The organism is Ensifer adhaerens (assembly GCF_013283195.1).
Lineage (GTDB): Bacteria > Pseudomonadota > Alphaproteobacteria > Rhizobiales > Rhizobiaceae > Ensifer > Ensifer adhaerens_G.
In genome coordinates this window covers 389,531-408,467 of the sequence record NZ_JABEKT010000003.1, presented here as the reverse complement: position 1 = coordinate 408,467, position 18,937 = coordinate 389,531, and the positions used below count along the sequence as shown (strand labels likewise).

At 59.9% G+C, this 18,937-nt stretch carries 20 protein-coding genes and 1 pseudogene; 17 read left to right on the top strand and 4 right to left on the bottom strand.

Features of this window, described 5'->3' with window-relative positions:
• The first annotated feature begins 220 nt into the window (after window positions 1-220).
• The 7 genes from LPJGGPFB_RS24925 to LPJGGPFB_RS24895 all read left to right on the top strand — a co-directional run bounded on the left by LPJGGPFB_RS24925 (window position 221) and on the right by LPJGGPFB_RS24895 (window position 6,178).
• A complete protein-coding gene (locus LPJGGPFB_RS24925) occupies window positions 221-1,180 on the top strand; it encodes an ABC transporter substrate-binding protein (RefSeq protein ID WP_173422620.1) in 960 nt (319 codons plus the stop codon).
• A gap of 42 nt (window positions 1,181-1,222) precedes the next feature.
• Entirely contained in the window at window positions 1,223-2,212 is a 990-nt protein-coding gene (locus tag LPJGGPFB_RS24920; protein ID WP_173422619.1) for an ABC transporter permease, read from the top strand.
• Window positions 2,212-2,970 (top strand): ATP-binding cassette domain-containing protein, encoded by a 759-nt coding sequence (locus tag LPJGGPFB_RS24915; protein ID WP_173422618.1) that lies wholly within the window; start codon window positions 2,212-2,214, stop codon window positions 2,968-2,970. Before LPJGGPFB_RS24920 ends, LPJGGPFB_RS24915 begins: the two co-directional genes overlap by 1 nt.
• 13 nt (window positions 2,971-2,983) lie before the next feature.
• A complete protein-coding gene (locus LPJGGPFB_RS24910; protein WP_173422617.1) occupies window positions 2,984-3,643 on the top strand; it encodes an orotidine 5'-phosphate decarboxylase / HUMPS family protein in 660 nt (219 codons plus the stop codon).
• Window positions 3,586-4,134 carry an SIS domain-containing protein gene (locus tag LPJGGPFB_RS24905; protein WP_173422616.1) on the top strand — a complete coding sequence of 183 codons (549 nt, stop codon included), beginning with the start codon at window positions 3,586-3,588 and terminating at the stop codon, window positions 4,132-4,134. Before LPJGGPFB_RS24910 ends, LPJGGPFB_RS24905 begins: the two co-directional genes overlap by 58 nt.
• Window positions 4,135-4,141: 7 nt before the next feature.
• Window positions 4,142-5,023, top strand: a complete 882-nt coding sequence (locus LPJGGPFB_RS24900) for a PfkB family carbohydrate kinase (RefSeq protein WP_173422615.1) — start codon at window positions 4,142-4,144, stop codon at window positions 5,021-5,023.
• Between the two features lie 84 nt (window positions 5,024-5,107).
• The gene (locus LPJGGPFB_RS24895; RefSeq protein ID WP_173422614.1) at window positions 5,108-6,178 is read left to right on the top strand and encodes a LacI family DNA-binding transcriptional regulator; all 1,071 of its coding nucleotides are present in this window, start codon (window positions 5,108-5,110) and stop codon (window positions 6,176-6,178) included.
• A 128-nt stretch (window positions 6,179-6,306) separates the two neighbouring features.
• On the opposite strand, the gene LPJGGPFB_RS24890 is transcribed toward LPJGGPFB_RS24895, so the two are convergent.
• The 3 genes and pseudogenes from LPJGGPFB_RS24890 to LPJGGPFB_RS24880 form a co-directional block, all read right to left on the bottom strand.
• Entirely contained in the window at window positions 6,307-7,503 is a 1,197-nt protein-coding gene (locus tag LPJGGPFB_RS24890; RefSeq protein WP_345791086.1) for an ROK family transcriptional regulator, read from the bottom strand.
• A gap of 66 nt (window positions 7,504-7,569) precedes the next feature.
• A pseudogene (locus LPJGGPFB_RS24885) lies at window positions 7,570-8,257 on the bottom strand (LrgB family protein).
• On the bottom strand, window positions 8,250-8,624 hold the full coding sequence (locus tag LPJGGPFB_RS24880) for a CidA/LrgA family protein (RefSeq protein ID WP_173422612.1): 375 nt from the start codon (window positions 8,622-8,624) through the stop codon (window positions 8,250-8,252). Before LPJGGPFB_RS24880 ends, LPJGGPFB_RS24885 begins: the two are co-directional and overlap by 8 nt.
• 118 nt (window positions 8,625-8,742) lie before the next feature.
• On the opposite strand from LPJGGPFB_RS24880, the gene LPJGGPFB_RS24875 reads away from it, so the two are divergent.
• The 10 genes from LPJGGPFB_RS24875 to LPJGGPFB_RS24830 all read left to right on the top strand — a co-directional run bounded on the left by LPJGGPFB_RS24875 (window position 8,743) and on the right by LPJGGPFB_RS24830 (window position 17,878).
• Window positions 8,743-9,996, top strand: a complete 1,254-nt coding sequence (locus LPJGGPFB_RS24875; RefSeq protein WP_173422611.1) for an ABC transporter substrate-binding protein — start codon at window positions 8,743-8,745, stop codon at window positions 9,994-9,996.
• Between the two features lie 116 nt (window positions 9,997-10,112).
• Window positions 10,113-10,994: a carbohydrate ABC transporter permease gene (locus LPJGGPFB_RS24870; protein WP_173422610.1), complete on the top strand. Its 882-nt coding sequence runs from the start codon at window positions 10,113-10,115 to the stop codon at window positions 10,992-10,994.
• Window positions 10,987-11,889: a carbohydrate ABC transporter permease gene (locus tag LPJGGPFB_RS24865; protein WP_427858491.1), complete on the top strand. Its 903-nt coding sequence runs from the start codon at window positions 10,987-10,989 to the stop codon at window positions 11,887-11,889. The genes LPJGGPFB_RS24870 and LPJGGPFB_RS24865 overlap by 8 nt, the downstream gene beginning before the upstream one ends.
• Window positions 11,890-11,894: 5 nt before the next feature.
• Complete coding sequence (locus tag LPJGGPFB_RS24860) at window positions 11,895-12,974, top strand: ABC transporter ATP-binding protein (RefSeq protein ID WP_173422608.1); 1,080 nt, start codon at window positions 11,895-11,897, stop codon at window positions 12,972-12,974.
• 23 nt (window positions 12,975-12,997) lie between these two features.
• Window positions 12,998-14,074, top strand: coding sequence for a Gfo/Idh/MocA family protein (locus LPJGGPFB_RS24855; protein ID WP_173422607.1), 1,077 nt, complete (start codon window positions 12,998-13,000; stop codon window positions 14,072-14,074).
• The gene (locus LPJGGPFB_RS24850; protein ID WP_173422606.1) at window positions 14,074-14,910 is read left to right on the top strand and encodes a sugar phosphate isomerase/epimerase family protein; all 837 of its coding nucleotides are present in this window, start codon (window positions 14,074-14,076) and stop codon (window positions 14,908-14,910) included. Before LPJGGPFB_RS24855 ends, LPJGGPFB_RS24850 begins: the two co-directional genes overlap by 1 nt.
• Window positions 14,907-15,722 (top strand): alpha/beta fold hydrolase, encoded by an 816-nt coding sequence (locus LPJGGPFB_RS24845; protein WP_173422605.1) that lies wholly within the window; start codon window positions 14,907-14,909, stop codon window positions 15,720-15,722. The genes LPJGGPFB_RS24850 and LPJGGPFB_RS24845 overlap by 4 nt, the downstream gene beginning before the upstream one ends.
• Window positions 15,719-16,420, top strand: coding sequence for a ribulose-phosphate 3-epimerase (locus LPJGGPFB_RS24840; RefSeq protein WP_173422604.1), 702 nt, complete (start codon window positions 15,719-15,721; stop codon window positions 16,418-16,420). Before LPJGGPFB_RS24845 ends, LPJGGPFB_RS24840 begins: the two co-directional genes overlap by 4 nt.
• 14 nt (window positions 16,421-16,434) lie before the next feature.
• The gene (locus LPJGGPFB_RS24835; protein WP_173422603.1) at window positions 16,435-17,409 is read left to right on the top strand and encodes an ROK family protein; all 975 of its coding nucleotides are present in this window, start codon (window positions 16,435-16,437) and stop codon (window positions 17,407-17,409) included.
• A gap of 46 nt (window positions 17,410-17,455) precedes the next feature.
• Entirely contained in the window at window positions 17,456-17,878 is a 423-nt protein-coding gene (locus LPJGGPFB_RS24830) for a GlcG/HbpS family heme-binding protein (RefSeq protein WP_173422602.1), read from the top strand.
• 195 nt (window positions 17,879-18,073) lie between these two features.
• Here LPJGGPFB_RS24830 and LPJGGPFB_RS24825 read toward each other — a convergent pair whose 3' ends face one another.
• Window positions 18,074-18,883, bottom strand: coding sequence for a hypothetical protein (locus tag LPJGGPFB_RS24825; protein ID WP_210264596.1), 810 nt, complete (start codon window positions 18,881-18,883; stop codon window positions 18,074-18,076).
• Window positions 18,884-18,937: the final 54 nt, after the last annotated feature.

The window sequence follows — 18,937 nt, the reverse complement described above, 5'->3', positions numbered from 1 at the left end:
CCCTTGCGAGTAGGGATGTCCCAACCTGCGCGGTGGCAGCGGCGTCAAGCATTGAGAGTTTTGGCAAGCGGCTCTCATTACAAATTCCTCGGAACAATTTCGCATCGTTTGTGAGATCGATCGCATTCAAAATGAGATCGATCTCTTTTTCGCGTTGACAGATCGTAAAACCATGCTACCCCTTAATGAGATCGATCTCATTTTGACGGAGGAGCGAAAAATGAGCCGTTTTAGTCGTTTCGTGTTGGCAGCAGCAGTTTCTGCATTGGCGTTCGGAGCACACGCCGCAAGTGCCCAAGAGAAACTGAAGGTTGCCTTCATTCCCGGGATCGCATCCGACCCCTTCTTCCTTGCTATGGAGAAGGGCGCAAGAGCCGCCGCAGACAAGCTCGGCATTGAACTCGTCTGGCAGGGTAGCGCCTCGGAGTACTCGCCCCAGTCCCAAATGCCGTTCGTTGATGCGGCGCTCGCCGACGATATCGACGCTCTAATTTTGGTGCCTACCGACCCTGATTCACTGCAGCCCGCCGTCGCGCGTGCGGAGTCTGCGGGGATCCCGGTGATCACGGTCGATACAACAGTGACGGATCAGACCTATCTGTCCTCACACATCACCGGTGACAATGTCGATGGCGGTCGCCAGGCTGCGAAAACGCTCGCCGAGCAGATTGGGGGAGCAGGGAAGGTGTTCATTCAGTCGGGGTCGCCGGGCTCAACGACCAATACTCTGCGTGAGCAGGGGTTCCGTGAGGAGCTGGCAGCGAACTTCCCCAAGATTGAGATCATCGGCCGTGAATACACCAATAGCCAGCCCGCGAATGCGACTTCGGCGATCAACACCATTCTTTTGAGCCATCCTGATCTCGCCGGAATCTTCGCGATCGACGGTACCAGCGGCACGGGCGCGATCGCTGCCATCCGCAACAACAACGTCGTCGGCAAGGTCAAGCTCGTCGGCTACGACGCCTATAAGGCACAGGTCGATGCCCTTCAGGAAGGCGTGTTTACCGCCCTCGTCGCGCAGCAGCCGGCCAAGGAAGCCGAGCTTGCGCTCGAATACGCCAAGGCGAAGGTCAGTGGCGAAGGTGCAGACAAGATCGAAAAAACCGTCGTCATCCCCAATGTGGTCATGACCAAGGAGAACTTCGCCGAAACGGGCTCGTCCATTTACTCGGAGTAAATTCCGGGACCTACCTGTCGCCCCGCGAGGAGGACTGCAAAAATGGAAATGCAAGGAAAGTTGGCACGCCTGAAGGCGGCCGGCATGCGGCAGGACATTGTCTTGCTGCTGCTCTTCTGCCTGATGGTACTGGCGTTCAGCCTAGTCAATCCGCGGTTCTTCTCGATCCGGGCGATGGCGAACATCTTGCAGGATTTTTCTCCCGTCGTCCTGATGGCGATCGGTCAAACCTTCGTCATTGCCTCGCGGGGCATTGATCTATCCGTGGGCTCTGTCCTCGGCCTGGCGGGCGTCTCCATGGCGCTCGTCATCCGCGCCGCCAACGAGGCGGGCATGGACCCTTGGCTCGCGATTGCTCTGGGACTCGCCGTTGCTATTGGCGTCGGGGTCGTGGTTGGTCTGGTCAATGGGCTTCTGATCACCTATTGCCGGCTCGTCCCATTCGTCGCGACACTCGCGACAATGGGGGCTGCTGCGGGCCTGAGCCTCGTTCTCACTGGCGGCACGCAGATCGCGGGTGCGCCGAAGGAGGTGATTCTTCTCGGGAACGCCACCTATCTGGGCGCGCTGACCGTCCCGGTCATTGTGGTCTTCCTCATCATTGTCGTCTCCTGGGCGTTCATGTCTCGCGCGCGGTTCGGCCGCTGGACCTACGCCGTCGGTTCCAATCCCTTCGCCGCTCGCGGCGCCGGTATCGATGTAGAGAGTCATCTCATCAAGCTGTACCTGCTGTCTGGGGTTCTCGCGGCTCTTGCGGGAGCGTTCGTCTACTTCCGACTTGGTTCGGGCTCACCTCTTTCGGGGCGCGGCGGTGAACTAAACGCCATCGCGGCAACCGTCATCGGCGGGGTCAGCCTTCTCGGCGGTACAGGCAAACTCTCCGGCGTCGTCATCGGCGCGCTGATCACTACAGCTGTTCTAAGCGGCCTCATTCTTATCGGTGTGCAGCCGAACTGGCAGCAAATCGTGGTGGCGGCTCTCATTGCAATCGCCGTCGGTGCTCAAGGTCTCGGCGCGAAGGGGGGCCGATAATGACAGGTACATCTCCTCTTTACGAAGTGCGCGGTGTCGGAAAACGTTATGGTGGGATCGTTGCGCTCGACAGCGTCGATTTTGCGCTTAACGCCGGAGAAGTTGTCGGCCTCGTCGGCGACAACGGCGCTGGAAAGTCCACGCTCGTCAAAGTGTTGTCCGGAGCCCATGAACCGGACAGCGGCGAGATCTATCTCGATGGCGAGCGTCGGGTCTGGAAATCGCCGCACGATGCTTTGGACGCAGGTGTAGAGACACTCTACCAGGATTCCGGCATCGCACCTGACCTCACTGTCGCGGCAAATGTCTTTCTCGGTCGCGAAATCCTGCGCCAGGGGTTTCTCGGTAAATTGGGCTTCCTTGACGAGAAGGCCATGCGCGACCAGGCCCATTCCGAACTGGAACGTGTCGGCATAGCAGTGCCTGCAAGCGACAGGCCGGTTGCCCGACTGTCCGGCGGCCAGCGCCAGGCGGTCGCGATCGGGCGCGCTGTCGCTTGGGCCAACAAGGTCATCATCCTCGACGAACCGACCAACCACCTCGGCGCCCGTCAGGCGGGCGAAGTGCTGGAGGTCATCCGCCAGGCACGCGCCAAGGGGTTCGGGGTCATCTTCATCTCGCACACGCTTCCGCATGTTCTGGAAGTCACAGACCGCATCGTCGTGCTCCGCCTCGGCCGAGTCGTGACCGACGCCCCGTCTTCGCAGTTCACCCCGGACAGCCTGCTGAAGGCAATTACGGGTCTCAGCCAAACCTGAAAGGGAAAGCTCAATGCTTCTGCAAGTCGCGCTCGATAAACCCGAGCATCTCGGAATTCTCCCCGCTCTCAGGGGCATCGCCGACATCATTGAGATCGGCACTCCGCTCCTCAAGCGGTTTGGCATCGCGGCTATCACGACCTCCCGCGAAATCTGCCCGGATATCCCGGTTCTCGCTGATACCAAGACGGTAGATGGCGGTTCCTTCGAGGCCAACATGGTCTTCAGTGCCGGCGCAACGTTCATGACGGTACTCTCGTGCGCATCACTGGCAACCCACGAGACGGTCGGTAAATGCGCGACCAATTTCGGTGGGTCTGTGATCATCGACACAATCACGGAGTCCGGCAAGCCTCTCCTGCTCCCCCAAGACTTTGCGCTGCCTGAAGGCTTTGCCTATGTCGCTGTCCACTCCCCCACGGATGCGCGCTTGGCCGGGGACAATTCGACCAGTCACATCGACGCTGTTGCGGCAATGCATGCGCGCGGCTTCCGGGTCTCCCTCGCCGGCGGCATCGGGCCGGCGACGCTCGAGTCTGTCCTCGCGGTCAAGCCTGAGATCTTGGTCGTCGGCGGCGCAATCACAGAAAACGAAAATCCCGGAAAGGTAGCGACATGGATAAAGGAACGGCTCCCGGAACAAGGCCTTGGCTGGCCGTGGGACAAGAAATAAGCAACCTGCTTCAACGCGTGGATCCAGACGCGTTCGCAGCAGTTGTCGACGCCTTCCGGGCGCAGGACCGTCGCTGGTTCTTCTCCGGACAGGGACGGTCCGGGCTCTCTGCGCAGATGGCGGCGATGCGGCTTATGCATATCGGTCGGACCGTTCACTTCGTTGGCGAGGTCACGGCTCCCTCTGTAAGAAACGGCGATGGTTTGTTGATCATCTCGGGGTCCGGCGAGACACCCGTCAGCCTCAGCTACGCGAAGATCGCCAAAGGGGAGGGCGCCAAGGTCATCACGCTGACGCAGAAACCGAAGGGTACGCTGGCCGGCATGGCCGACGTGGTCCTGCCACTACCTGTCGAAGGCACCAAGCAGTTCGGCGGGAGCCTGTTCGAGCAGACCTGCCTCCTGTTGCTTGATGCGGTCGTCATGCAGCTAGCATCGGAAACCGCCGATGCGCACGCGACGATGGCTTATCGGCACACCAACCTACAGTGAGTAGCGAATGCAAGGTGCAGTAATCATAGGCGATTGCCTCGTAGACGAAATCCACACGGATGGGCAGTCGCCTATGCGCTTCGCCGGCGGGGCAGGCCTCAATCTTGCCGCCGGCGTCGCCCGGCTCGGCCTGCCTGCAACGCTGGTTACTCGTGTCGGGCAGGACCGTGACGGCTTCTACCTTCTAGGCTATGCTCGCGAACGCTCGATCCGGGTGATTAACACACCAACGGTCGATCCCACCGGAGTGGCAGTGTCGACGCGCAAGAATGGCGAGCCCAGCTATCTGTTCAGCCCTTCAATGTTCCGACGCCGGATCTCATTTCCCCCGAGGGTCTTAGAAACGATCGCAAGAGCCGACGCCGTTGTTGTCAATTCCTACCCGCTGGACAACAGCGAGCATGCCAGTGCGCTTGTCGCTGCATTGTCGTGCGCATCCGGCCTGTGCATCGCTGATCCGAACCCACGCCCCCGCTTAATTTCGTCGATCGATGCCTTCAGGCGTGGATTTGAGATGCTTTTGAAGGCGGTCGATTTGGTGAAACTGAGCGACGAGGATGCATATCTCCTCTACCAGTTGGACTGGCGGTCGACCTCGACACGTCTCTTCAATTTGGGCGTTGACACGCTTCTATTCTCTCACGGCGCGGAAGGGGCGACGATCGTTGATCGGACAGGGCTTTGCGTGCAGGTTCCTGCCGCCAGCCGACCTGAGCCGATCGTGGATACCATGGGCGCGGGTGATGCGACGCTTGCTAGCCTGGTTGCATCATATTTGCGCGGCGGGCCCCCGAACTCGGAAGAAGTGTGGAGACGATACCTATCCAATGCGATGGCCGTAGCAGCCGCGACCTGCCGGCACGCGGGGGCTGAGTTGGTGCCGGCCTAGCGGTATCATTCGACACTCAGTTTGCGATGACAAGGCGAACGCAAATTGTGATATCGAGGGCTGGACCGAACGATGGATGGAGAAATGGCGCAGGCACCGAACGAAAAGGCTGCGAGACTGATCGATGTTGCGAGGCGGGCGAACGTGTCTCGTGCGACGGCCGCGCGCGCGCTTGGTGGCTATGGCCTTGTCACTCAATCGACGCGGGAACGGGTCATGGCCGCTGCAGCGGAGTTAAACTATCGCGTGAATGAGTTGGCCCGGTCGATGAGATCGGGGCGTTCTCTGACTATCGGCGTCGTCGTTGCCGACATCGCAAACTCGTTTTTTAATAAAGCCATCCGCGCGATCATCGAGACCGCGTCGCAGGCGGGATATCAGATCCTGGTACTCAACACCGACGACGAAATCGAGCGCGAGCGAAATGCAGTCAAAGTTCTTATCGAAAAGCGCGTTGACGGTCTGATCGTGGTGCCGGCTTCTCAGGGCGAGTATGAACATCTCGTTGTTGAAAGCGAGCCGGAGGTGCCCGTTGTATTGCTCGACCGTCGAGTCGATTCGGGTGAGATCGATTTTGTCATGACCGATGACCGCGCCGCTGCCGGCCAAGCGATCCGCTGTCTGGTGAGCGCGGGTCATACGCGCATCGGCCTTCTCGTTGCGACAGCGGCCGTTCAAGGCTACAGCCAGGAGATGCCGGCCGCCGTCGTTGGAACAGTTCGCGACAGGGTGGATGGAGCGAAAGCGGCTCTTGCCGAACTCGGACTGAGCGCCCGGCCCGAGTGGTATCGCTTTAGCCAAAGCCGTGTCGAAACGGCTCGAAAAGCAGCAATCGAAATTCTGACTTCGCCGGAGCCGCCGACCGCAATCCTGGCGACAAATGAGGATGTTGCGCTGGGCGCGCTCGGAGCCGCCGCCGAACTCGGAATCGAGGTCGGCGGGGAGCTATCGATAATTGCCTTTGATGATGCGCCGTGGGCCGGCGTGTTCCGTCCCCCGCTCTCGGTCATCAGGCGGCCGGTCGCATCGCTCGGCGCCGCTGCGGTCGAACTGCTCCTCAGAAAGATCGAGGACGGAACGTACCGGAATTCTCAGATTCTCGAGGCCGAATTGGTGAACCGTCAATCCGTCGCTCCACCACCGGCAAAACGATAGAGACATGGAATATGTGCCCATGTGATGCGGGCACGATGTGGCGTGCGTCGCCCGATCAGCGCCGAGGTTAAGCCTCGCAGCTTTGGCGGCTGTCTGAAAGCATCGGCGCTTTCGAGCGCTCCGCCCGCCTAGCTAATCAAGGAGAGATTGTGACGAGGTATCCTCGTTCCTTGGCTGTCGTCCTCCTGCTTGCGGAAGATCAGTCCCTCATCGACCGAGAACATTTCGCGGTGGAGCATGAACGCTCCACCGAGGGCAGGGCCTTCGAGGCCCAAGTCCGACAACATTACGGTTGGGACGGGATGATCCTCAAGCAGGTTTTTGCGGATGCTTGCGAGCACATCAGCTTTGCATAGGTCGAAAAGCGCAGCCACGGGACCACCTAGCACGATGCGCGAAGGATTGAAAATGCTGCTCAGTAACGCAAGAGCCCGTCCCATGTAAAAGGACCAATCGTTCATCGTCGCGACCGCCGGCGGCTCGACTGCTTTGACCTGCTCAATGAAGGTCTGGATGTCGCTCGACCCTCCACCATGGTGGACGTTTCTCGCCAGAATTGCGTCGAGCCCGATAAAGCTTTCCAGGGAGCCCGCCGGAGTGGCGAGCTGCACAAAACCCCGATCGCCGAGAATGATGTGGCCGAACTCGCCCGCGTAGCCGTCGTGCCCGCGCATGAGTTGCCCAAACATGACGGCGGCGCCCCCGACGCCTGCGTCGAGAAACATGAATACGTCAGTGTCGGATGCAATTTGGCCCGTTCGGTAGCCATGCGCGATCGCGAACGCGTTCGCATCGTTTTCAGCGACAATGACCGGCATGTCGGGCAAAAGCGCCGTCAACTGATCCAGAATCGGGACCTTACGCCATCCCAGGAATGGAGCGCGAAGGACAGTGCCCGATTTATCAAGCACTCCCGGAACTGTGACGCACAGCCCGCGAACAGTGTAATGCGCCACCAGTGGGCCCGCTACCGATTTCACGAAGGTGGCGAGCATGGTGAGGACTGCCTCCGGGCTGCAGTCGCGATCATCGACCTCGAAATGGTGCTTCTTCACAACCGTCCCGGTAAAGTCGATCGCCACGACGCTGATGCGGCCGACGCCGATGTCGGCTCCGATAAACAGCGCATGCTTCGGATTGAGACGAACGAAAGTACCTGGTCGCCCGGTGCCTGCGCCTTTATCTTCCGGAGAGATGTCCTCAATCAACAGGCCCTCGTCGGTAAGGCCGGCGACGAGGCTGCTGGCCGTTGATCGCGTCAAGCCGAGTTCGCGCGCGATGTTTGCCCGGCTCACTCTTCCATTGCGAAAGACGGCATCCAGCACCCTGATCTCGTTTATGTGCCTGACGGCGCTCGGCATCGACATGCAAGTGTTCCGAATCCAGCTGACTTACAGAAACAGATGTACAACAAGAGATGTTAGAATTGCATTCAGTCCCATAGCTATTCCTGAAAACAATCCGGCGACGGGATCCACGGAGTAGGCACGCGCGGTGCCAATCCCATGGGACGCAAGTCCGGCGTGCGCTAAAATCCTTGATGCGCATGGCATTCATCATGGGCGTCACAACGACTGCGCCGCATATGCCGGTGAAGACGACAACGGCGGCGGTGAGGGCGGGATCTCCTTTGAGACCAGAGGATATAGCCATCGCGACAGCCGCGGTCGTCGATTTCGGCGCAAGCGAGGCGACGATTGCGGGCGCAAACCCGAATAGTTCGCTTAGAAAGACCGTGGAGCCTACCGCAGCGAGACAGCCGACGACCAGTGCGCTGAGCATGGGGACGAGATTGCTCTTCACCAGAGAGAGCTTTTCGTAGAGCGGAATGCCGAGCGCTACGGTTGCGGGCCCGAGAAGGAAATGAATGAACTGGGCCCCCTCGAAGTAGGTACCGTAGTCAATTCCCGTGGCGCACAGGATGCCGGCGATCGCCGCGATCGTGAGCATTATGGGATTGAGAAAGGGATTGCCGGGACGGAACTTGGCCACGCTCGAAGCCGCGATCCAGACAACCAAGGTACCTGCCAGCCAAAGGAGCGGGGAGGCGGCTAGGTAGACCCAAAGGCCGTCAGTCATTGCCATATCCTCCCGAAAGCCGCTTCACTAGGATGAATGTCCAGACCGTCAAGGTGAGCGTGGCGACGGTGGACAAGACGACGACTGCGAGCAATGCGAAACCTCTGTCTCGAATGAGATCGAGGTGCTGGATGATGCCGACGCCTGCAGGCACGAAGAGAATGCCAAGATTGGCGAGGATCGTTTTTGACGTTGAAACGGTTCCTTCGTGGGCGGGGTTCAGAAAACTCGTGCTGCGCGTCAGCGTGAGGGCGACAGCGATCATCGCCATTCCGACCACGGGTCCCGGCACCCAGCCGCCAAGCAGATAGGCGACGATTTCACCGGCCAACTGGAACGTGAACAGGATTGCCAAGCCGTTCAGCATCTTCCCCTCCCAGCGAACTCTGTTGACTCTTACCTGACAATATGTTTGTTTTCAAACCAAACAAAGCGGAGGAGCTGCGTTTGTTTTGACAGCATGGTGCTGACTAAGGGAGGAAAGCATGCGTACTATGTTCAAAGTTATGGCGTTGGCTGCCAGCCTGAGCGCGTCCGTCTCGACCTATGCGTTCGCCGAGGACACCGTTGAGGTGTTGCACTGGTGGACGTCCGGTGGTGAAGCGGCGGCAGTGGGTGTGCTCAAGGACGACCTGCAGAAGCAGGGCGTCTCCTGGCAGGACATGCCGGTGGCTGGCGGTGGTGGTGAGGCCGCCAACACGGCGCTCAAGGCGCGTGTCACGTCCGGCAATCCGCCGACGGCCGCGCAACTCCTCGGCATGGCGGTCAACGAATGGGCGGAAGAGGGGCTGCTTGGCGACCTTACATCGGTCGCTGACCAGGAAGGCTGGGACAAGGTCGTTCCCGACGCGATCAAGGCATTCGCAGTCCATGACGGCAAATGGCAGGCTGTGCCGGTGAACATCCACCGCCCGAACTGGTTGTGGATCAATGCGAAGGTCTTTGCCGACAACGGCCTCGAGCCGCCGAAGACCTGGGATGAATTCAACGTCGTCGCCGACAAGCTCAAGGAGAAGGGCATCGTGCCGCTGGCCCACGGTGGTCAACCCTGGCAGGACACTACCATTTTCGACGATGTCGTGGTCGGCATCGGTGGCCCTGAGTTCTACAAGAAGGCGATCCTCGAGCTTGATGAATCCGCGCTGAATTCGGATACGATGGTCAAGGTATTCGACCAGATGCGCAAGATCCGCGGTTACGTCGACCCGAATTTCTCGGGCCGCGACTGGAACCTCGCCACGGCCATGGTGATCAAGGGCGAAGCCGCGATGCAGCTGATGGGCGACTGGGCCAAGGGCGAGATCGTCAAGGCGGGCGCGAAGCCGGGTACCAACATCCTTTGCGTTGCAGCTCCGGGCACGGAGGGCACGTTCCTCTTCAATACCGACTTCTTCGCGATGTTCCCGGTCGGCGAAGACAAGGTTGCCGGCCAACACAAGCTCGCCGCAAGCGTCATGTCGCCCTCCTTCCAGGAGGCCTTCAATCTGGTGAAGGGCTCGATTCCTGCCCGCACAGACGTTCCTGGCGACAAGTTTGACCCCTGCGCGCAGAAGTCCATGGCTGATCTTAAGGCGGCGCAGGCTAGCGGCACGATGATGGGCTCGCTTGCACACGGCCACGCCGAACCCGCGGCGATCCAGCGTGCAATCTTCGACGTGGTCACGCAGCACTTCAACTCGGACATGTCCTCGAAGGACGCTGTTGCTGCTTTGATCAACTCGGTGAATTCCGCGAAGTAACGGTTCCTCCCAGGGGCCCTGCCGTCCGCGAGGTCGGCGGGGCTCATGTCCAGCGCGAATGAATATCCGCCTGGATGGAACCGCTTATCTCGGCGATATCCCTTGGGCGAAGTAAAATGTCTATCTCCAAACGTCTCGCAGGCGCGATGCCGGCAATTGTCCTGTCACCATCGCTTGCAGCAGTAACTGTCTGCGTCTACGGCTTCATCGCTTACACGGCGATCCTATCATTCACCGGATCGAAGATGTTCGCGCGCTTCGATTTTGTCGGCTGGCGTCAATATGAGCGGCTGTTCGAGAACCCGCGCTGGATCACGGCCATCGAAAACATGGCGATCTTCGGCGGCCTGTACATCATCGGCGCCACGTGCCTGGGGCTCTTCATCGCGATCCTGATCGACCAGAAAATCCGCCTCGAAGGCGTCTTCCGCGCCGTGTTCCTCTATCCGATGGCCCTGTCGTTCGTCGTAACTGGCGTCATCTGGCAATGGCTGCTCAATCCGGGGCTGGGTCTTGAGCACATGATGCGCAGCCTGGGTTGGGAGAGCTTCACGTTCCAGTGGCTGATCGAGCCGGAACGCGCGATCTACACCATCGTGATCGCTGGGGTGTGGCAGGTGACCGGCTTCGTCATGGCCCTGTTCCTGGCTGGTTTGCGTGGGATCGACACCGAAATCCTGCGCGCCGCTCGTGTCGACGGCGCTCCGATCCACAAGGTCTACACACGCATCATCATCCCGGCACTGCGTCCGGCGTTTCTGACGGTCTTCGTCATCGAAGCGCATCTGGCAATCAAGAGCTACGACCTGGTCGTGGCACTGACGAAGGGCGGGCCGGGGGTGTCGACCGAGCTTCCATCGACTTTCATGTACTCGATGACCTTCACCCGCAATGAGCTCGGCGTTGGCGCAGCAAGCGCAACCGTCATGCTTGTCAGCCTTGCAAGCATCATCATTCCCTATCTCTACTCGGAGCTTCGCAATGACCGCCATGCTTGAAAGCTCATCCGCAGCCGCGGCGAACCGCCCAGGGAGCATCCGTTGGTCGAAGCAATTCGGCAGGGTTTTTGTCTACGGCTGCCTCGCCCTGCTCGCACTAGTGTTCCTGGCGCCGCTGCTGTCCATGCTCCTCACCTCGCTGAAGAGCATGGACGAGATCCGCGCCGGCAATCTTCTGTCGCTTCCGTCGACGCCGACCTTTGCCGCCTGGGCCAATGTCTGGGGTGCCTCCTGCATCGGCGTCACCTGCGGCGGCCTCAAGGGGTATTTCGGCAATTCGTTCCTCATTGTCGTTCCGGCGACGTTCATCTCCGTCGCCCTTGGCGCCTTTAACGGCTACGTCTTCGCCCAGTGGCGGTTCAGGGGCGACAACCTCATCTTCGGCCTCATCCTGTTCGGTTGCTTCATTCCGTTCCAAATCGTGCTGATCCCGATGGCCGGCCTCCTTGGAAAGCTTGGCCTGGCCGGAACCATCCCGGGGCTCATTCTTGTCCACGTGGTCTACGGCATCTGCTTCACGACGATGTTCTTCCGGAACTACTTCATCACCGTCCCCGCTGAAATCTTCAAGGCGGCGCGCGTCGATGGCGCCGGCTTCTGGGCGATCTTCTTCCGCATCCTCTTACCGATCTCCTGGCCCATCGTGATGGTCTCGATCATCTGGCAGTTCACCGGTGTCTGGAACGACTTCCTGTTCGGCGTCTCGTTTGCTGCCGGAACAAACCAGCCGGTGACAGTCGCCCTCAACAATCTCGTCAACACGTCCACCGGGACCAAGGCCTACAACGAGGACATGGCTGCTGCGATGATCGCCGCTCTGCCGACCATCCTCATCTATGTGGCCGCTGGCCGGTACTTTCTCCGCGGCCTGATGGCCGGCGCAGTCAAAGGATAACGCTCATGGCCAATCTCGCCATCAACCATGTCACCAAGAGTTTTGGGAGCCTTGCCGTTCTCAACGACATCAATATCGCCATCGAAGACGGCGAGTTCCTGGTTCTCGTTGGCCCGTCTGGCTGCGGCAAGTCGACGTTGCTGTCGATCATCGCCGGCCTCGACGAACATACATCCGGCAGCATTACCATCGACGGCGATCCCGTCGATGGGCTGGAGCCGAAGGAGCGGGACATTGCCATGGTGTTCCAGTCCTATGCGCTCTATCCGGCGATGTCGGTCGAGCAGAACATCGGCTTCTCGCTCGAGATGAGCAAGATGCCCAAGGCCCAGCGCCTCGAGCGCGTCAGCAAGGTTGCCGATCTTCTCCAGATCACGCATTTGCTCAAGCGCAAGCCCGGCCAGCTCTCCGGCGGCCAGCGGCAGCGCGTCGCGATGGGCCGCGCACTGGTTCGCGAACCGAAAATCTTCCTCTTCGACGAGCCGCTGTCGAACCTCGACGCCAAACTGCGCGTCGAAATGCGCACCGAGATCAAGAAGCTGCACCAGCGCCTCGGGGCGACGATCGTCTACGTCACCCACGATCAGATCGAAGCGATGACGATGGCGACCCGGATCGCGGTCATGAAGGACGGGATCCTGCAGCAGTTCGGAACGCCGGAAGACATCTACGATCGCCCGAAAAACGTCTTCGTCGCGACATTCATGGGTTCCCCGGCTATGAACCTTCTGCCGGCCACAGTTGTCGGAGAGACGCTGAGCCTAAAGGGTGCCGATGCGGTGCTGCCGGTCCCGGCCTCCGTAGTGGCGCCACTCACCGAGGGACGTGAGGTGCTGCTCGGACTGCGGCCGGAATGGTTGTCGTTGGCTTCTGCCGGCTCGCCTTCCGGCCCTTCGCTCCCTCTGCTGGTCGAGGTCATCGAACCGACCGGTCCCGACGTTTTTGCAGCGCTTCGCGCCGGCGAACGCGAGATCATGGCACGCCTGCCAACCGGAACACCGGTTGCTCCGGGTCAAAAAGCTTCGTTTGCCATCGATCTGTCGAAGGCAATTCTCTTTGACGCCGCATCCGGCGTCGCACTGTAAACGGTCAAACAAGGAAGAAATCGATGCCAGCAAAACAGGAACGACGCCTGCGCGTAGGTGTTCTCGGAGCGGGGCAGATCGCACAAGCCGCTCACTTTGAGGCCTGCACGAAAGCAGCGAACGCCGATCTTTACGCGATTTGCGACGTCGCCGACGACCTGCGTGAGCGCATGGTTGTCACGCATGGCGCGGAAAGGTCCTACAACGACTACGACAAGATGCTCTCGGATCCCGACATCGACGCGGTCATCATCGCGACCGCCGACGCTTTTCACGTGCCGGCGTCGATACGCGCGCTCGAGGCGGGCAAGCACGTGCTTTGCGAAAAGCCCGTCGGCGTGACCGTGGAGGAGTGCCGGGAGCTGAAGGCGGCGGTAGAGAAGTCCGGACACATCTTCCAGGTCGGCCACATGAAGCGCTTCGATGCAGGCCTCCAGGCCGCAAAGTCATTCATTCAGGACGAAATGGGCGATGTCGTCGCGCTCAAGGCCTGGTATTGCGACAGCACGCACCGCTATCCCATGACGGACGCGGTCCAGCCGTTGATCGTCACCAGCGCCAATGCGAAGAAGCCGTCCGCAAACCCCAAGGCGGACCTTCGCCGCTACTACATGCTGGCGCATGGTTGCCACCTGATCGACACCGCCCGCTACTTCGCCGGTGACATCGTCTCGGTGAATGCCCGCCTGTCGGAGCGGTCCGGTATCTGGTGCTGGTTCGTCGATGTCGAATTCGCTTCGGGCACCCTGGGCCATCTCGACCTGACCGTGCAGGTCCGCATGGATTGGCACGAGGGCTTCCAGATATACGGCAAGAATGGCAGCATTCTCGGCAAGACCTATAACCCGTGGTACTACAAGTCGAGCGAGGTCGACATTTTCCGCGAAGCGGATGGCGCCACCCACCGCGTTCTCGGAGCGGATGGACATTTCTACCGACGTCAGGTCGAGGGATTTGCACGTACGATCCTCGATAACGCCGCAATGGAAGGCGCGAATGTCGATGACGGCCTGGCTTCGGTTCAGGCGATGGTCGCGATCGCACGCTCCGTGGAAAGCGGGAAGGCCGTCAAGCTTGCCGACGTAGCAGGTGGCGTCTGATGAAGCTCGGGATCTTCGCAAAAACCTTCGACGGCGCTGATCCTCAGACGGTGCTCGATGCGGTGGCGGCGGCCGGTTTCGCCGCCGCCCAGTACAACATGGCTTGCTCCGGCATTGCGTCGATGCCTGACACAATCTCCGAAAGCCAGGCTCGCTCGGTCAGCGCGGCCGCGGCTGCGGCCGGCGTTGATATCGTCGCGGTATCCGGCACCTACAACATGATCCACCCCGACCGAGCCGTCCGCGAAGCGGGCCACCGTCGGCTGCGCGTCCTTGCGCAGAGCTGCGCAGGCCTCTCCACCCGTCTGATCACGCTTTGCACCGGCACGCGCGACCCGGCGGATCAGTGGAAGGAGCATCCTGACAACAATACTTCCGAAGCGTGGCGCGACCTTCTCGATGCGATGGAAGCGGCCGTCGCGATCGCCGACGAATATGACATTCAGCTCGGCGTGGAGCCAGAACTCGCGAACGTCGTAAATTCGGCTGACAAGGCGCATCGCCTTATCAAGGAAGTAGGAAGCTCCCGCATCAAGGTGGTGCTCGATCCGGCAAACCTCTTCGAGATCGTGAGTCTCGAAGAACAGCGACGGCTTGTTTCGGAGGCGGTCGACCTACTGGCCGATCACATCGTGATGGCGCACGCCAAGGACCGCAATTCCGACGGAAGCTTTGCGACGGCCGGGAAGGGTGTCCTGGACTATGGGCTTTACCTCGGTCGCCTGAGGGCGATCGATTTCCACGGTAGCCTCGTCACGCACGGGCTTTCCGCTGACGAAGCGCCTGGCGTGGCGGCGTTCCTGCGCCAACATCTCGAGGGCAGGGCCGGCCGATGACCCAGCCCCATACGTTTGTCTCCCCGGACCAGACCTTGCTCAACGTAGACGTAGCGGGAGAAGGGGAGCCTGTCGTTTTCCTGCATGGCCTTTGTGGCGACGCGGGGCAAACCGCGGAGACCTTCCCCGCGGCGCCAGGATTCAGGCGCGTCACGGTAGAGGCAAGAGGGCATGGACAGTCGCAGGCCGGCGATCTGGAGCGGCTTTCCATCGCGACCTTCGCCGATGATGTCGCAGCCTATGTCGAACAATATCTGCGGGCGCCCATCGTCATCGGCGGCATATCAATGGGCGCTTCGATCTCATTGCGTCTGGCTGTCACCCGTCCCGATCTCGTGAGAGGCCTGATCATCGCAAGACCGGCGTGGATCACTGCGAGAGCTCCGGAGAACATGGCGCCAAACGCAGAGGTTGGCCGATTGCTGCGCGAGCTCCCCCCCGAAGAAGCGAAAGTATCCTTTCTGGCCGGTGACGTTGGTCGCCGGCTTGCCAAGGAGGCGCCGGACAACCTGGCTTCGCTCGCCGGCTTCTTTGCTCGCCAGCCGATAGAAGTCACCGCGTCGCTCCTGACGGCCATTTCGCAGGACGGTCCTGGCGTAAGCGAGGCCGAGGTTCGAAATCTGTCCGTGCCGACCCTCGTCATTGGCCACGAACTGGATGTCATCCATCCACTTTCCTACGCGCAGCTGCTCGCCGGGATGATACCGGCGGCGCGCTTCGCTCAAATCACGCCGAAAGTGGAAGATCGCGCGCGCTATGTGGCCGATTTCCGACTTTCTGTCAGCAACTTCCTGAAGGACCTCTCCAAATGACTAAGCCCGAAAAGAACTGGATTGCAAATCTTCCAACAGATCGCCTGATTGCAGAATTCTCCGTCTGGTCAGCAGATCTAGTGCGCCTCGCAGATGACCTCGCCCGCGTCGACCCCTATGTCGACGTACTTCACATCGACGTCGCCGATGGCCATTTCGCGCCAGCGTTGTTGTTCTTCCCCGACCTGGTGGCAGGTGTACGAAAAGTCTCCTCGCGTCCGGTCCATGTCCATCTGATGGTTGCGGACAACGTGCTTCTGTCGCAGATCGAGCAGTTCGCCGACGCGGGCGCCGATCTGATCAGCATCCATGTCGAGAATGAAGCCGTAGCGGAAGAGGCCCTCGATCTCCTTGAACGGCGGGGGGTTGCCGCAGGCATGGTTCTCAAAGTCGATACGCCAGTCGAGCGTATCAAGGAATATGTCGCCCGACTGCATTTTATCACCCTTCTTGGAACCGCAATTGGAGTGAAAGGACAAGGACTTGATGACAAGGCCGGCGAGCGACTTCAGCAGGCCAAAAAGATCATTATCGACAGCGGTGCAACGCATCGAATTGTTCTGGCCGCCGACGGCGGAATTCGCGAACATACGGTCCCGCTTTTGCGCCAGAACGGCGCTGAAACGGTTGTTCTTGGGTCTCTGGCATTCAACGCGCCGTCGCTCGAAGAGCGGATGGTTTGGTTGAAAGCCCTTTAAGCTTCGGTCGCCTCATGCAGCAGATAGCCATCGGAATTGATCTTGGAGGTACGCAGGTTCGGGCCGCTCTGGTAGACGAGGGCGGCACCATCCTCTCCCGCGCGGAGGAGCGGACCGAGGCGCTGGCGGGCCCGGAGCGCGTCCTTGGACAAATCCGGGGCCTGGTCGACGGCTTGTTGTCCGGCAAAGAACTGCGGTCGGTGGTCGGAATCGGTGTGTCCGCTCCCGGCCCGATTGACACAGTTGCGGGCGTCGCGACCAACACGCCGACACTAGCGGGTTTCGTGAATTATCCGCTGAGAGCGGAATTGCAGAAACGCTTCCGCTATCCCGTGCGTCTCGAAAACGACGGCATCGCTGCGGCGATCGGCGAATGGCAATTTGGGGCAGGGAAGGGCCTGGAAAATCTGGTCTATGTTACCGTCAGCACCGGGATCGGCGGCGGAGCAGTCGTCGACAACCGGGTCGTGCGAGGCCGTAAGGGCATGGCCGCCCACATTGGACATATGTCAGTGATGCCGAACGGAGCACCTTGCCCATGCGGTAACAGAGGTTGCTTTGAGGCTTATGGATCAGGGACAGCGTTCACGGCGCGCGCTCGCGAACGGGCGTTGCAATGTGCAGAAACCACATTGGGCAAAAACGGGGCGGATGTTCACAGCCGTGACGTTTTCACGGCAGGCAGGCTCGGGGACACGCTTGCCAACGACCTTATTGATGAAGAAGCAGAGATTCTTGGACGTGGGTTCACGAGCCTGATCCATATTTTCAGCCCGGAAATTGTTGTAATGGGCGGCGGCCTATCTCACGAGTTCGAGCGGCTCCAGCAAGGAATCCAGACCTACATCAGTCATTGGGCGATGCCCGCCTTTAGAGATGTGCAGGTCGTTCGAGCGGCGCTTGGACAAAATTCAGGACTGATCGGCGCCGCTGCACTGGCCTTCTTGTCAGTTCGTTCCACCCGTGCACGAACGGTTGCCGCCGGCTAGGCTGCGACCGTAACCCGTAGCCCAATCTGCAGGAAGAATTCAGAGTATGTTGAACGTTAAGCGCCTGAGCGTGGATGATGCGCGCACTATCATCGCTGGTGCACGCGACAAGGCCGTGGAGATCGGCGTTCCCATGTGCATTGCAGTCTCGGACGAGTCAGGACAATTGATTGCTTTTGAACGCATGGATGGCGGCAAAATCACGAGCAAAGTAATTGCTCAGGACAAGGCATACACTGCGGCCGGCGCTAAACGCACGACTGAAAGCTACGGCGAAGTATGCCAACCGGGCAAGCCAGCTTATGGCATCAACTCCAGCATCGGCGGACGCCTGCTTGTTGTCGCAGGAGGAATTCCAGTCGTTTTTGATGGCGAGGTTGTTGGAGCAGTCGGTGTCAGTTCCGGTACACCCGCCCAGGACAGCCAATGCGCGCAAGCCGGGATCGATTATTTTTCTAACACGTTGTGAAGCAATCCCAGTTGGCTCGGCAATGCCGAAGGCAAGCCGGCATCATAAGCCAATACATTCGTACTGGCTGGACGCGCTGTTTGGTCGAATCGGTGAGAGTTGGACAGTCTAGGTTCAATAACTAAGCTTGCACTTCGCAACAACAACATCGATGGGTTGGCCTCCATGAACACGGTGTCGCTGGTGCACATCCCTTCAAGGCGAAGGACGTGGCGATGCATCCGCGATTGCTGTGGCGATCCGATCATCGCCCAAATAGGCGATGATGTTGTGCGGATTTTCCCATCCGTTCTCGATGTCCGAAATGTTCTCTACGTCAGGGCCATAGTCTTTAGCGGCCAGAGCGGGATGCAACGCTACAAAGTCCTCAGGATCCGCACCGTTGATCCACCGCGCCACATTGGCTGGGCGCACGCGCGGCTTGGTGAAACCTTTACGAACCGAGCCTATTCCCAGGGGGGACCCGAGCGTGAGCCAAAGCGGGATCTCGCGCGGTCTCTCATTGCGAGCAAATTCGCGCAGCAGTGCATAGGATACGATCGTTCCCAGCGAGTGCGACACGACGATCGCCGGTTCGTCGTCCTCAAACAAGGGACGAACCTTGTCGTTGATGAGATTGTGCACATGCTGGTTGCGGATATAGGCATGTGCCTGGCCAAGGGTACGCAGGGCGATGGTGCCCTTGAAGGGTGAGACTTTCTCGACGGCGCGCGCGATGGCCTTCAGCCACTTCTTGTGGGGGCCCTTTCCCATCGGTACAGTTGTCTCTGCGGCCTCCGCCTCGATCTGCTCCTTGGTGACGCCGATGACGAGCGCCATTTCTTCTAAGGCCTGAACGGCGAATTCGTCGAATTCGTCATCCGCTTCTTCGGCTCCCATGGCGAGCAGCTCCGATTTAAGCCAAGGTGAACTGTTTTCGTCAAGCAGGTTGCCATAAAACGCAGCGTCGATCCGGGTCAGGCGGCCAAGCGGATCGTTGCCGAGCCTTGTGAAGGTCGCGCGCAACGGAGCCAACCATTCATCGTGGATCTGCTGCTCGCTCTTGCCTTCCTGCGAAAT